This is a genomic window from Acidocella sp. MX-AZ02, assembly GCF_000306035.1.
In the GTDB taxonomy this organism is placed as follows: domain Bacteria; phylum Pseudomonadota; class Alphaproteobacteria; order Acetobacterales; family Acetobacteraceae; genus Acidocella; species Acidocella facilis.
In genome coordinates, this window is record NZ_JH976207.1 from 1,074,454 (window position 1) to 1,086,459 (window position 12,006).

15 protein-coding genes are annotated in these 12,006 nt (G+C 64.8%); 11 read left to right on the forward strand and 4 right to left on the reverse strand.

What is annotated here, in order from left to right:
* Positions 1-89 precede the first annotated feature (89 nt).
* The gene (locus tag MXAZACID_RS05285) at positions 90-794 is read right to left on the reverse strand and encodes a squalene/phytoene synthase family protein (RefSeq protein ID WP_008493101.1); all 705 of its coding nucleotides are present in this window, start codon (positions 792-794) and stop codon (positions 90-92) included.
* 50 nt (positions 795-844) lie between these two features.
* Here MXAZACID_RS05285 and MXAZACID_RS05290 point away from each other — a divergent pair, with 50 nt between their 5' ends.
* Positions 845-1,444 (forward strand): superoxide dismutase, encoded by a 600-nt coding sequence (locus MXAZACID_RS05290; protein ID WP_008493102.1) that lies wholly within the window; start codon positions 845-847, stop codon positions 1,442-1,444.
* 51 nt (positions 1,445-1,495) lie between these two features.
* On the opposite strand, the gene msrA is transcribed toward MXAZACID_RS05290, so the two are convergent.
* Both msrA and MXAZACID_RS05300 read right to left on the reverse strand, forming a co-directional pair.
* Positions 1,496-2,026 (reverse strand): peptide-methionine (S)-S-oxide reductase MsrA, encoded by a 531-nt coding sequence (gene msrA / locus MXAZACID_RS05295; RefSeq protein ID WP_008493104.1) that lies wholly within the window; start codon positions 2,024-2,026, stop codon positions 1,496-1,498.
* Positions 2,023-2,433 (reverse strand): EVE domain-containing protein, encoded by a 411-nt coding sequence (locus tag MXAZACID_RS05300; protein ID WP_008493105.1) that lies wholly within the window; start codon positions 2,431-2,433, stop codon positions 2,023-2,025. Before MXAZACID_RS05300 ends, msrA begins: the two co-directional genes overlap by 4 nt.
* A gap of 66 nt (positions 2,434-2,499) precedes the next feature.
* Here MXAZACID_RS05300 and ccmC point away from each other — a divergent pair, with 66 nt between their 5' ends.
* The 10 genes from ccmC to MXAZACID_RS05340 all read left to right on the forward strand — a co-directional run bounded on the left by ccmC (position 2,500) and on the right by MXAZACID_RS05340 (position 8,491).
* Positions 2,500-3,276 (forward strand): heme ABC transporter permease CcmC, encoded by a 777-nt coding sequence (ccmC, locus tag MXAZACID_RS05305; protein WP_008493106.1) that lies wholly within the window; start codon positions 2,500-2,502, stop codon positions 3,274-3,276.
* Positions 3,273-3,425, forward strand: a complete 153-nt coding sequence (ccmD, locus tag MXAZACID_RS18730; RefSeq protein WP_144052657.1) for a heme exporter protein CcmD — start codon at positions 3,273-3,275, stop codon at positions 3,423-3,425. The genes ccmC and ccmD overlap by 4 nt, the downstream gene beginning before the upstream one ends.
* Positions 3,426-3,427: 2 nt before the next feature.
* Complete coding sequence (gene ccmE / locus MXAZACID_RS05310) at positions 3,428-3,934, forward strand: cytochrome c maturation protein CcmE (protein WP_008493107.1); 507 nt, start codon at positions 3,428-3,430, stop codon at positions 3,932-3,934.
* Positions 3,931-5,892 carry a heme lyase CcmF/NrfE family subunit gene (locus tag MXAZACID_RS05315; RefSeq protein WP_008493108.1) on the forward strand — a complete coding sequence of 654 codons (1,962 nt, stop codon included), beginning with the start codon at positions 3,931-3,933 and terminating at the stop codon, positions 5,890-5,892. Before ccmE ends, MXAZACID_RS05315 begins: the two co-directional genes overlap by 4 nt.
* Positions 5,892-6,449 (forward strand): DsbE family thiol:disulfide interchange protein, encoded by a 558-nt coding sequence (locus tag MXAZACID_RS05320; protein ID WP_008493109.1) that lies wholly within the window; start codon positions 5,892-5,894, stop codon positions 6,447-6,449. Before MXAZACID_RS05315 ends, MXAZACID_RS05320 begins: the two co-directional genes overlap by 1 nt.
* Positions 6,446-6,898 carry a cytochrome c-type biogenesis protein gene (locus tag MXAZACID_RS05325; protein ID WP_008493110.1) on the forward strand — a complete coding sequence of 151 codons (453 nt, stop codon included), beginning with the start codon at positions 6,446-6,448 and terminating at the stop codon, positions 6,896-6,898. The genes MXAZACID_RS05320 and MXAZACID_RS05325 overlap by 4 nt, the downstream gene beginning before the upstream one ends.
* Complete coding sequence (ccmI, locus tag MXAZACID_RS05330) at positions 6,895-7,521, forward strand: c-type cytochrome biogenesis protein CcmI (protein WP_008493111.1); 627 nt, start codon at positions 6,895-6,897, stop codon at positions 7,519-7,521. Before MXAZACID_RS05325 ends, ccmI begins: the two co-directional genes overlap by 4 nt.
* Before the next feature lie 46 nt (positions 7,522-7,567).
* Positions 7,568-7,714, forward strand: coding sequence for a DUF1674 domain-containing protein (locus tag MXAZACID_RS18210; protein WP_008493113.1), 147 nt, complete (start codon positions 7,568-7,570; stop codon positions 7,712-7,714).
* A 3-nt stretch (positions 7,715-7,717) separates the two neighbouring features.
* Positions 7,718-8,047, forward strand: a complete 330-nt coding sequence (locus MXAZACID_RS05335) for a multidrug efflux SMR transporter (protein ID WP_008493114.1) — start codon at positions 7,718-7,720, stop codon at positions 8,045-8,047.
* 150 nt (positions 8,048-8,197) lie between these two features.
* On the forward strand, positions 8,198-8,491 hold the full coding sequence (locus MXAZACID_RS05340) for a hypothetical protein (protein WP_008493115.1): 294 nt from the start codon (positions 8,198-8,200) through the stop codon (positions 8,489-8,491).
* Between the two features lie 63 nt (positions 8,492-8,554).
* Here the strand turns inward: MXAZACID_RS05340 and mfd are convergent, their stop codons facing one another.
* Positions 8,555-11,980: a transcription-repair coupling factor gene (mfd, locus tag MXAZACID_RS05345; RefSeq protein WP_008493116.1), complete on the reverse strand. Its 3,426-nt coding sequence runs from the start codon at positions 11,978-11,980 to the stop codon at positions 8,555-8,557.
* Positions 11,981-12,006 lie beyond the last annotated feature (26 nt).

Below are 12,006 nucleotides of genomic sequence, written 5' to 3' on the forward strand. Positions count from 1 at the left end.
TTTTGGGTGTGGGGGCTTTTTTTCCAAAACTCCCCACGTCTTTCGCCGCTTTTTTGAAAAAAAGCGACACCAAAAAACTTTTGCAAACTTCAGGCAGCGCCCCGTACCCGCGCCTGCAGCACCGCCAGCCGGTCCCAGATATCGCGCGGCGCATAATCGCGCCCGAGATCCCGCCTTACAAAGGCCGCCGGCGCCCAGGCCGCGAACGCCCCCCGTGGCGGCCGTGCCGCCAGCAGCCCCAGCGCCTCCTGACGCAGACGCGCAACCGGCGTGCCATCCGCCGGCAGCAGCGAACGCTCCTGGCGGGCCAGAAACGGCGCCGCCCGCAAAATCCCCGAAATCGCATAGGCGGTGCCGAGATCCTCGATCGCGGCACTATCCTGCCCCAGAACTTGCCCCGCCCCCCGCGCCAGCCGCCCGCCCGTGTTGCGCGCATAGGCCAGAAACGCCGGCAGATCCGGGATTTCGTCATCCGCATCGCTCTCGCGCGCGCTCACCAGCGCCAGCAACCCGTCTCGGGGCAGCAGCCCGGCCTCGACCGCCGCGAGCAGCGGTGTCGCCAGCTCATGTTTCTTGGCACTGCCCTCCACTACCTCCCGCCACCATTGCAGCCGGATCAGCGCCAGCATCGCATTGCTGGCCACCTCCCTGGCGCGGGCCAGCTCATGGTTGAAAAGATATAAAAGACAAAGCCTCTCCCGCATCTCAGGCGGGGCAAAGAGGGTTGCGAAATGCCGGTCCGGATCGGCCCGGCGCAGGCGGGATAAAAGGCTTTCATCGCTTGACGCAGGCATGATCACTCCATAGCTAATCGACGCGGCGAAACAAATTGGAGTAATCCACAATGGCGTTTGAACTGCCTTCCCTCCCTTATTCCACCAATGCGCTGGCCGAAGCCGGCATGTGCCAGGAAACCCTGGAGCTGCATCACGGCAAGCATCACCAGGCCTATGTGACGGCGCTGAACGGCTTCGTCGAGAAGAACGCCGACCTGCAGGGCAAGTCCCTGGAAGAGATCGTCAAGCTCTCCTACAACAAGCCGGACATGGCGCCGGTCTTCAACAATGCCGGCCAGCACTGGAACCATATCCTGTTCTGGGAAAATCTGGCGCCGAATGGCGGCAAGATCCCCGGCAAGCTGGAGACCAAGCTGGTCGAGGATTTCGGCTCCGTCGACGCCTTCAAGGAGGCCTTCAAGGCCGCCGGTGTCGGCCAGTTCGGCTCCGGCTGGGCCTGGCTGGTGCTGGCCTCCGACGGCAAGCTGAAGGTCACCAAGACCCCGAACGGCTCCAACCCGCTCGCCACCGGCGAAGGCAAGGTGCTGCTGGGCCTGGATGTGTGGGAGCACTCCTACTATCTGGACTTCCGCAACCGCCGTCCGGACTACATCACCAATTATCTGAACAAGCTGGCGAATTACGAATACGCCGCGGCGCAGCTCTGATTGCAAAAGGGTGGGGGGCTCCTGCTCCCCACCCCTGAATTTTTTTGCGGCTTAGTCTGGTTTCTTCAGGCGGTCGCGGAAGCTTTTGCGCAGCTTGGCGATCTTCGGCGCCACCACCGCCTGGCAATAGCCCGAACCGGGATTACGCTCGAAATAATCCTCATGCTCCGCCTCGGCGGGCCAGAATTTGCCAAGCTCCGTCACCTCGGTGACAATCCTGCCCCAGACCGGGGTGAATTCCGCGATCGCCGCCTCCGCTGCGGCCTTCTGTGCGGCATCCACATAATAGATCGCCGAGCGATATTGCGTGCCGATATCGTTGCCCTGACGGTTCAGCGTCGTCGGGTCGTGGATGGTGAAAAACACCCGCAGCAGATCCTCATAGGAAATCACCGAAGGATCATATTCCACCCGCACCACCTCGGCATGGCCGGTGGTGCCGCTGCAGACCTGCTTGTAACTTGGATGCTCCACATGCCCGCCGGCATAGCCGGACTGCACCTTGCCCACCCCCGCCAGCGAATCATAGGCCGCTTCCAGGCACCAGAAACAGCCACCGGCCAGAACCGCGTAAGCACTCATTTCACCCCTCCCATCTCACACAGCATGGCCCAATGTTCGGCCCCCACCGGGGCGACCGACAGCCGCGAATATTTCAGCAGAGCCAGATCATGGAATCTGGGGTCGGCCTTGATCGCCGCAAGGGTGACGGGGGTTTTCAGGGGCTTCACCGCCTGCATATCGACACAGACCCAGTCGCCGCTCTCAGCGCTCGGATCCGGATAGGCCTCGCGCGCGACTTTCACGATGCCGACGATCTCGCGGCCGATATTGGAATGGTAGAAGAAGGCGAGATCGCCCTTGCGCATCTCTTTCAGATGCCGTTTGGCCAGGTGGTTGCGCACCCCGGTCCAGGGTTCGATGCCGTTTTCCACCTGCTGCGCCCAGGAAAACGCGTCCGGTTCAGATTTCACAAGCCAATACTGCATGGGCGCGAGTGTAACCAATTTTCACAACGCTTCAAATTCACCTGAACAAGTCGTAAGTACTTCCACATGAAGGAAAGCGCCCTCTCGACGGCCAGCCCCGCCCGCAGCGGCGGCTGGTTTCACTATCTCGCCAATCCTGGGCGCTTTCAGCGCATTGCGCGGCCGACCTTGCCGTGGCTTGCGGTTTTTTCATTGATCCTGACCGTCACCGGCATCGTCTGGGGCTATCAGTTCGCCCCGGCGGACTGGCAGCAGGGCGATGCGGCGCGGATCATGTATGTGCATGTTCCCGCCGCCTGGGTGGCGATGGCGGGCTATGCGGCGCTGGCTTTCTGCTCCTTCCTCTCGCTGGTCTGGCGGCATCCGCTGGCGGATATCGCGGCGGAGGAGATCGGCCCGGTGGGGGCGGGATTTACCGCTGTCTGCCTGGTGTCCGGCTCGCTCTGGGGCAAGCCGATGTGGGGGGCCTACTGGGTCTGGGATGCGCGGCTGACCTCAGTGCTGATCCTGTTCTTCCTGTATCTCGGCCATATCGCGCTGATCCGCGCCTTCGATAACAAGGCCCATGCCTATCGCGCCGCCGCCATTCTGGCGCTGGCCGGGGCGGTCAACCTGCCGATCATCGTGTTCTCGGTGCAATGGTGGAACACGCTGCACCAGGGCAACACCATTTCCATCTCCGGTGGCTCGAAGATCTATATCACCATGCTCTACCCGCTGCTGATCGCCTCGGTGGGATTCTATCTTACTTTCATCACCATGGTGGTGGCGCGGATGTCGGCGGCGATCTCGGAACGCAAGACCACCGCCCTGCTGCGCGCCGCCGCGGAGCGCACGCCATGAACCCGGCCGCAATTCAAAGCATCAATGTCTGGCCCTTCATCAACGGGGCCTATGGGGTTACGGTGCTGTTCCTGATCGGCGCCGCCTGGCTGACGCTGGCGCGGCTGCGCCGGGCGCGGGCGCGTCTGGCCCAGGCTGAACAGCTCTAACCATGCGGGCTCCGAAAAAGCGGCGGCTTTATCTCGTCTTGGCCAGTCTTGTCTGCCTGGGCGGCGCGATGGCGTTGAGCTTGGCGGCCTTCTCCTCCTCCCTCACCTATTTCCTCTCGCCCCGCCAGGTGGTGGCCAAGGCCCCGGCGCCGGGGCAGAATTTCAGGCTGGGCGGCATCGTCGAGATGGGCAGCGTGAAGACCACCCTCTCCGGCGACAAGCCGACCACCAGCTTCGCCATCACCGATGGCCGCGCCGCAGTGCCCGTGACCTTCACCGGGGTGCTGCCGGACCTGTTCCGCGAGGGCCAGGGGGTGGTGACGATCGGCGCCATGGGCCCGCACGGTGTTTTCGTCGCCGATGAGGTGCTGGCCAAGCACGGCGCCGATTACATGCCCAAGGATGTCGAGGAGGAGCTGAAAAAGAGCGGCGAATGGGACCCGCGCTTCGGCCCGCCGCCCAATGCCAGCGCCTGGAACGACATGAAAGTGAAAGGCAGCGGCACATGATCCCCGAACTCGGCCATTTTCTCCTGGCGATGGCGGTGGTGCTGGCCTGCGTGCAGGGCATCATCGGCATCATCGGCCCGACGCTGAAGGACCCGCGCGCCCTGGCGGCGGCGCCGCTGCTGACGCTGCTGCATTTCACCGCCATCGCCTTATCTTTCCTCGCCTTGGTCTGGGCCGGCGTGGTCTCGGATTTCACGGTCGAGAATATCGCGGATTTCTCCTCCTCGATCGTGCCGCTGATGTATCGCATCACCGGGGTCTGGGGGAATCATGACGGCTCGATCCTGCTCTGGTGCCTGATCCTGTCGCTCTGCGGTGCCGCCGTGGCACTGGGCGGGCGGCAGCTACCCGCCACCTTGCGCGCCCGCGTGCTCGGCGTGCTGGGTCTGGTCTCCTGCGGTTTCCTGCTCTTCACCTTGTCGGTCTCGGACCCGTTCACCCGCATCTGGCCGCCGCCGCTGGAGGGGGCAGGCATGAACCCGATCCTGCAAGACCCCGGCTTGGCCTTCCATCCGCCAGTTCTCTATACCGGCTATGTCGGCTTTTCGGTCGCCTTCGCCTTTGCCATCGGGGCGCTGCTGGAAGGACGCATCGACGCCGCCTGGGGCCGCTGGGTGCGCCCCTGGGCGCTGATCTCCTGGTGTTTCCTCACCGCCGGCATCACGCTGGGCAGCTGGTGGTCCTATTACACGCTGGGCTGGGGCGGTTACTGGTTCTGGGACCCGGTGGAAAACGCGGCGCTGCTGCCCTGGCTCACCGGCACGGCGTTGCTGCATTGCGCCATCGTGGTGGAAAAGCGCGAGGCGCTGAAGGCCTGGACGGTGCTGCTGGCCATCGCCACTTTCTCGCTCTCGCTCTCCGGCACCTTCCTGGTGCGCTCGGGCATTCTGAATTCCGTGCACAGCTTCGCGGCGGCACCTGATCAGGGGCTGTTCATCCTGGCTTTGCTCGGCATCACCATTGGCGGTTCGCTGTTGCTCTTTGCCATCCGCGCGCCCATTCTGGCCGGGGCCGGCATCTATGCGCCGATCAGCCGGGAGAGCGCGCTGGTGCTCAACAATATCTTCCTCTGCGCGATCGCGGCGGTGGTGTTCACCGGCACGCTCTACCCGCCGTTCGCCAATCTGCTGTTCGGCATTCAGCTCTCCGTCGGCGCGCCGTTCTTCAACCAGACGGTGCTGCCCTTGGCCGGGCCGATCATTCTGGCGATGGGGGTGGGGCCGCTTTTGCGCTGGAAACGCGCGGACATGCTGCCGGTGCTGCAGCGGCTCTGGCTGGCCGGCGGCATCGCGCTGCTGGTGCTGATCATCCTCACCGCGACCAAGCATCTGATCGCCGCCCTCGGGTTGGCGGGCGGGGCCTGGGTGGTGATGGCCGGGCTGACCGACCTCGCGGACCGCATCCGGCTGTTCCGCGTCCCGCTGGGCCAGGCGCTGGGGCGGCTGTTCAGCCTGCCGCGCGCGGCCATCGGCGCCGCTTTGGGGCATATAGGCTTTGGCGTGTCCGTGCTTGGCATCGCCGGTATGACGCTGGCCCAGCAGAGCGTCGTCGTGCTCAAGCCCGGCCAATCGACCGAGCTTGGCGGGTACAGCTGGACGCTAAATGATATTCATGATGCGCCGGGGCCGAATTATTCCCAGCGCGTCGCGGATGTCAGCATCGGCGAAGGCGGCCACACCTTCCTCACCCTGCATCCGGCGCGGCGCATCTTCACCGCCCAGGGCACGACCACCAACGATGCCGCCATCCACACCAACGGGCTGCAGGATATCTACGTGGTGTTCGCCGATGAGCAGAATGGCGGCGCGGAGCTGCGGCTGAACTGGCATCCCGGCGCGCCGCTGATCTGGTTTGGCGGGTTGATCATGGCGCTTGGCGGGTTCTGCTCGCTCTCTGACCGGCGGCTGCGCGTCGGCGCGCCCAACCGCAAGCGCCTGCCGAAAGGGGCGGCGGCCTGATGTCGCCTTTGCGTCGGCGTCTGCTGTTCGGGGTGCCGCTTGCCGTCGTGGTGGCGGGCGGGGCCGGGTTCTACACCATCCTGCGCCGCATGAAGCAGGATGATTACGACCCGCACGCCCTGCCCTCACCCTTGATCGGCAAGCGCCCCCCGGCTTTCACCCTGCCCGGCACCGATGGCGCCCAGGGCTTTGCCAACACGGATATCGAGGCCCCGGCCAAGCCGATGCTGGTCAACTGGTTCGCCAGCTGGTGCCTGCCCTGCCAGCAAGAGACGCCGATGCTGGCGAAGCTCGCGGCCAGCGGCATCACCATCTGGGGCATCGCCTATCAGGACCACCCGGACGCCACCGCCGATTATCTGGCCCGGTTCGGCAATCCGTATCAGCGCATCGCCGCCGACGCCTCCGGGCTCACCGCGATCAACTGGGGGGTTTACGGCGTGCCGGAGACCTATTTCATCGACAAGACCGGCATCGTGCGCTGGCGCTATCCCGGCGCGTTGACCCAGCAGGTGGTGGACAGCCAGCTGATGCCGCTGTTCCGGAAATATTCATGAGCGCGCGCCGGCTGCTTCTGGCCTTGCTGCTGCTGCCCGGTCTGGCGCTGGGGCAGGATATGGTGGTGCGCGACGGCGTCACCCTCACCCCGGCCCAGGAAAAGCGGGCCGAGGCGGTGGGCGACCAGCTGCGCTGCCTGGTCTGCCAGAATGAGAGCATCGAGGCCTCCTCCGCCAAGCTGGCGCATCAGCTGCGGGTGATCATCCGCCAGCAGGTCGTGCAGGGCGTGCCGAACAAGCAGATCATGAACTACATGGTCCAGCGCTACGGCATTTTCGTGCTGCTGAAACCGCCGATCTCGCCGCTGACCTGGCTGCTCTACGCCTCGCCCTTTATCGCGCTGATTCTGGGTTTTTTCGCGGTCTGGTTCGGCCGGCGCGCCCGCCAGCCCGCCACCGCCCCGCTGAGCCAGGCCGAGCAGGCCAGGCTGGATGAATTGCTGAAATGATCCTGATCTATATGGCGCTGCTGGCGCTGGCTTTCTCCTTGCCGCTGCTGCTGTGCCTGCGCGCCCCGCGCAATCTGCCGGAGCGGCGCGACGCGGCCCTGGCGCTGCACCGTGCCCAGCTGGTCGAGCTTGAGCGCGACCTGGCCGATGGCCGCATCAGCCGTGCCGAGCATGATGGCGCGCGGCTGGAAATCGAACGCCGGGTGCTGGCGGCGGATGCCTTCCCCGCCACCGCGAAAGGCGGCAGCGCCAAAATGCTGCTGATTGTCGCCACGCTGGCGCTGCCGCTGGGGGCGTTCTCGCTCTATCTGCCAGACGCCACCTGGAATGTGCCCTCCGAGCCGCATGCGAAGTGGCTCGCCCAGCAGGAATCGGCGCAGGCGAAGCTGGCCCAGCTGATCGCGCTGCTACGCGCGCATCTGGCCAGCGTGCAGCCCGGCACCGCGGATGCCAGCCAGGGCGAGGCTTATCTTGCGGAGGCGCTGAGCGAGCAGGCCGGCGCCATCACCCCGGAAGCCTTGGGGCTGTTCAAGCAATCGCTCGCCAGCGCCCCGGCCAACGCCACCTGGCGCCAGCTCGATCAGCAGCGGATCATGCAGGCCGGGGTGCAACCCGGCCAGTAGCCGCAATACCCTTCCCTTCCCCGGCGGATCGCCTAAATTACTGGGCATGGAAGACACCAAACCCGCCCCCGCGGCGCAGCCCCCGAAAAAGCCCGAGGCTCCGAAACTGCCGAAAGAGATCGGCGGCCCCACCGGGCCGGAGCCGACCCGTTATGGCGACTGGGAGAAGAATGGCCGCTGCTCGGATTTCTGAGCCTTGGCCTATCTCTTTCTGACGATTGCCATCCTCTCTGAGGTCACCGCCACCTCGGCGCTGAAAGCCTGTGCCGGTTTTACCCGGCTGGGGCCATCCGTCCTCGTGCTGGTCGGCTATTGCATCAGCTTCTTCATGCTCTCGCAGGTGGTGAAGGTGATCCCGCTCGGCTACGCCTACGCGCTCTGGTGCGGCTTCGGCATCATCCTCATCGCCGGGGTGGGGTTTTTCTATTACCGCCAGCCGGTGGACTGGCCGGGTGTGGCTGGCATGGCGCTGATCATGGCGGGCGTGCTGGTGATCAATCTGTTCTCGAAGATGGCGGTGCGCTGAACACAGCCAACGCCCCCTGGTTAACGCCCCTGGTTAACACCATTGTCAGAACATTTTTAATTGCCTCCTCCGCCCTGCTCCCCAAATCCCTGAAGCTTAAGGCGCGTCAAAGACTTGGCGCATCTTCTTAAATATTCAGGAGAATGATACGTGAAAGCAGGGATTGGGATTATCGGGGTCATCGTGGTTTTATTGGTGATTTTCTTCGGCGTGCCGATGGCCGCCGGCGGCAGCACCAATGTCTGTCAGGCGCTGGAGAAGCATAATGTCAGCCAGACGGCCCAGAACATCACCGGCACGTCCAACGGGCCGGTGCATAATATCATCAATTCCGTTGGCCAGAGCTTCGCCACCGGCGAGGGTGAGCAGCAGAAGCAGGCGGCGGAGCATCCGAATACGCCGAGCGTGGTGAGCTGTGCGGCCGCCTATTGGAAGACGCTGTAAGCGAAGACTCTTGGGGGGATTTTTGAAAAAATCCCCCCAAACCCCCTAAAAACTTTCGCGATTTCAGGCCTCGGGGGTTTTCACCAGCTTGACCAGATTGGTCAGCAAATCGCGGGCGTAGGCCATGCGGGCCGTTACATCCATATCGCGCACCATCGCCAGCTTCTGGTCCGGGCGCAGCTTCACCAGACCGCCTTTGGTGCCGATCCAGCGGATCAGCCCGGCGGGGTTGGAAAAATCATTCTTGCGGAAGCTGACCACCATGCCTTTCGGCCCGGCATCCAGCTTCTCCACATTCGCCTCACGGCAGGCGCGCTTCAGCGCCACCACCGAGAGTAGGTTTTCCACCTCCGCCGGGATCGGCCCGAACCGGTCCACCAGCTCCGCCGCCAGCGCCTCACTCTCGGCATCCGAGGCAAGCCCGCCAATGCGCCGGTACAGCCCGAGCCGGATCGGCAGATCCGCCACATAGGTTTCCGGGATCAGCACCGGCAGGCCGAGATTGATGTTCGGCGTCCAATCCCGCTCGATCTTCTGCGCATCCTTATGCTGGGCGCGCAGATCATTCACCGCATCCTCCAGCATCTGCTGATACAGCTCAATACCGACCTCGCGGATATGGCCGGATTGCTCATTGCCGAGCAGATTGCCCGCCCCGCGCAGATCCAGGTCATGCGACGCCAGGGTGAAGCCCGCCCCCAGCGTGTCCAGCGTCTGCATCACCTCCAGCCGCTTCTCGGAGGCGGCCGAGAGCCGGTGATGCGGCGGCCAGGTGAGATAGGCATAGCCACGCTGCTTGCCACGCCCGACGCGGCCGCGCAGCTGATACAGCCCGGCCAGCCCGAACATATCCGCCCGGTAAATGATCAGCGTGTTCACCGCCGGCATGTCGAGGCCGGATTCCACGATGTTGGTGGCCAGCAGCACATCGTACTTGCCTTCACCGAACTCGGTCATCACCCGTTCCAGCTCGGTCGGCGCCAGCCTTCCATGCGCCATCACCGTGCGCAGATCCGGCACGATCTCGCGCAGCCGCGCCGCCATCGGCTCCAGGTCCTCGATCCGAGGCACCACGCAGAAAATCTGCCCGCCGCGGAATTTCTCGCGGGCGATGGCTTCTTTGATCACCAGTGAATCAAAGGGCATGATGAAAGTGCGCACCGCCAGCCGGTCCACCGGCGGGGTGGTGATCAGAGATAGGTCGCGCACCCCGGTCAGCGCCAGCTGCAGCGTGCGCGGGATCGGCGTGGCGGTCAGCGTCAGCACATGCACATCGGCCTTCAGCTCCTTCAGCCGTTCTTTGTGCTTCACCCCGAAATGCTGCTCCTCATCGACGATCAGCAGGCCGAGATCCGAGAAGGAAATCCCCTGCGCCATCACCGCATGGGTGCCGACGACAATGGAAATCTCGCCCGAAGCCAGCCCGGCTTTCACCTGCGCCGCTTCCTTGGCCGTCACCAGCCTTGAGAGCTGCGCCACCTTGATCGGCAAGCCCTCGAAACGCGCGGAGAAGGAGCGGAAATGCTGGCGCGCCAGCAGCGTGGTCGGCACCACCACCGCCACCTGGGAGCCCGCCATCGCCGCGATGAAGGCGGCCCGCAGCGCCACCTCGGTCTTGCCGAAGCCGACATCGCCGCAGATCAGCCGGTCCATCGGCCGGCCGGTGGCGAAATCCTCCATCACATCGGCGATCGCCTTCGCCTGGTCCTCGGTCTCGGTATAAGGGAAACGCGCACAGAATTCCGCGAAGGCGCCGTCATCGGCGGCCAGCAACGGCGCCTCGCGCATCTTGCGCTCCGCCGCGAGCCGGATCAGCCCGGCCGCCATATCCTGGATGCGGTTCTTCGCCTTCGCCTTGCGCGCCTGCCAGGAGGCCCCACCCAATTTGTCCAGCGTGACACCGTCACCTTCCTGGCCGAAGCGCGAGAGCAGATCGATATTCTCAACCGGCAGGAACAGCTTGTCCCCGCCATCATAGATCAGCTTCAGGCAGTCATGCGCCGCGCCGTTGACGGTGACGGTCTCCAGCCCCTCATAGCGGCCAATGCCGTGATCCTGATGCACCACCAGATCCCCGGCCTCGATCTCGGTCGCATCGGCGATGAACTGATCCGCCCGGCGCTTGCGCTTTGGCGGGCGGGCGATGCGGCTGCCGAGCAGATCCTGCTCCGCCACCACCGCCAGACGATCCGTGAGAAAGCCACGCTCCAGCGGCAGCACGGCGAGCGCGATGGTCCCCGGCGGCAAAGCGCGGGCCTCGTCCGCCGAAACCACAGGCCGCACGGGACCAACCCCGTGCTCCTTGAGCATCAGCGTGAGGCGCTCGCGCGAGCCGAAACTCCAGGCGGCGAGCAGAATGGTCCGCCCGCTCTCCGCCCATTTGGTTTTCAGCTCACCCAGCGCCTCGAAGGCCGGAACCTGCTGGCCGGTGAGAATCGGCGCCGGGCGGCCGCCGATCTCGATGCCCGCCGCCCCGCCATCCGGCTTGGTGAAGGGCGAGAAGGCGAAGCACGGGCCTTTGCCGAGCGCTGCCTCCCAGGCCTCACGGTCAAGATACAGCATCCCTGGCGGGATCGGCCGGAAAATTGGCTCGCCCGGGCGCGGTGGCAGCCGGCGCTCGGCATAATGGTCGGCGATCAGCTCAAACCGCGCCGCCACCGCCGCCTCGGCCTGATGGTCCAGGCTGACGGAGGCGTTCGGGAGATAATCAAAGATCGTCTCCATCGCCTCGGTAAACAACGGCAGATAATGCTCCGCCCCAGGATGGCGCCGCCCCTCAGAGATGGAGACGTAAAGCGCATCCTCCACCGCCTTCGGCCCAAACAGCTCCCGCCAATTGGTGCGAAACCGCGCCACCGAGGCGCTATCCAGCGGCAATTCCGAGGCCGGGTGGAAATCCAGCCGCAGCAGCGATTCACCCGAGCGCTGGGTCTCGGTATCGAAATGCCGCAGGCTCTCGATCTCGTCTCCGAACATGTCGATCCGCACCGGCTGCGAAGCCCCGGCCGGAAACACATCCAGAATGCCGCCGCGCAGGCTGAACTCGCCGGCCTCCATCACCATCCCGGTGCGCCGATAGCCGTCAGCCTCCAGGAAGCTCGCCACATCGCTCAGCGAAACCTGCTCGCCCTTGGCCAGGCTCAGCCCCGCCCCCGCCAGCGCGCTGCGCGGCGCCACCTTCTGCAAGGCGGCGTTCACCGTCGTCAGCACAATCCGCTTCTTGCCCGGTTCCGCCTGCAACCGGCTCAACGCCGAAATCCGCTCCGCGACAATCCCGCCATTCGGTGAAACCCGGTCATAGGGCAGACAATCCCAGGCCGGCAGCGATATCACCTCGATCTCAGGCCCGAAAAACCCGATCTCCTCCGCCAGCGCCGCCAAGCGCGCATCATCGCGCGCCACATGCAAAACCGGCCCGTCATGCTCGCCCAGCCGACGCACCAGCACCAACGCATCCACGCCCTCCGGGGCGCCGTAAACCGGGATCATGAGGGTAATGTCTCCGTCAGCCCAGG